At 24.5% G+C, this 355-nt stretch carries 1 protein-coding gene; it reads right to left on the bottom strand.

Annotated elements, in window-relative coordinates; genetic code table 11:
* Positions 1 to 125: 125 nt before the first annotated feature.
* Positions 126 to 355: hypothetical protein (locus F1B92_RS08950; protein WP_195836349.1), on the bottom strand; the 230-nt coding region annotated here is incomplete at its 5' end.

Genomic DNA, 355 nt, shown 5'->3' on the forward strand with positions numbered 1-355 from the left:
ATTTTATGAGTTTTAAATTTTTCAACTTTTATTATACTTAAAATTTAGTTAGATGTTTATTAAATTTATACAATACTTTTGCTTAAGCAACCTACTTGCTTTAAAAGCAAGTAGGTCAATTTTTTTTAACTCCACCCATTAGCATAGATTTGAATGATATCAGGACTGTTTTTCATATCATTATGACTATTTAGATTTATAGCATTATCGTTTGCATAAGAGTTTAAATCCTCTATAACTTTATTTATTTGACTATTTGTTATAAAGCTTTCATCATCTAGTTTTATAATTTCAATACTCGAGTAGATATTGCTTTGATTTCGGATAGTTATGGTTTTTATCTCATCACTACTAT

It is taken from the genome of Campylobacter portucalensis, assembly GCF_009690845.1.
GTDB lineage: Bacteria > Campylobacterota > Campylobacteria > Campylobacterales > Campylobacteraceae > Campylobacter_B > Campylobacter_B portucalensis.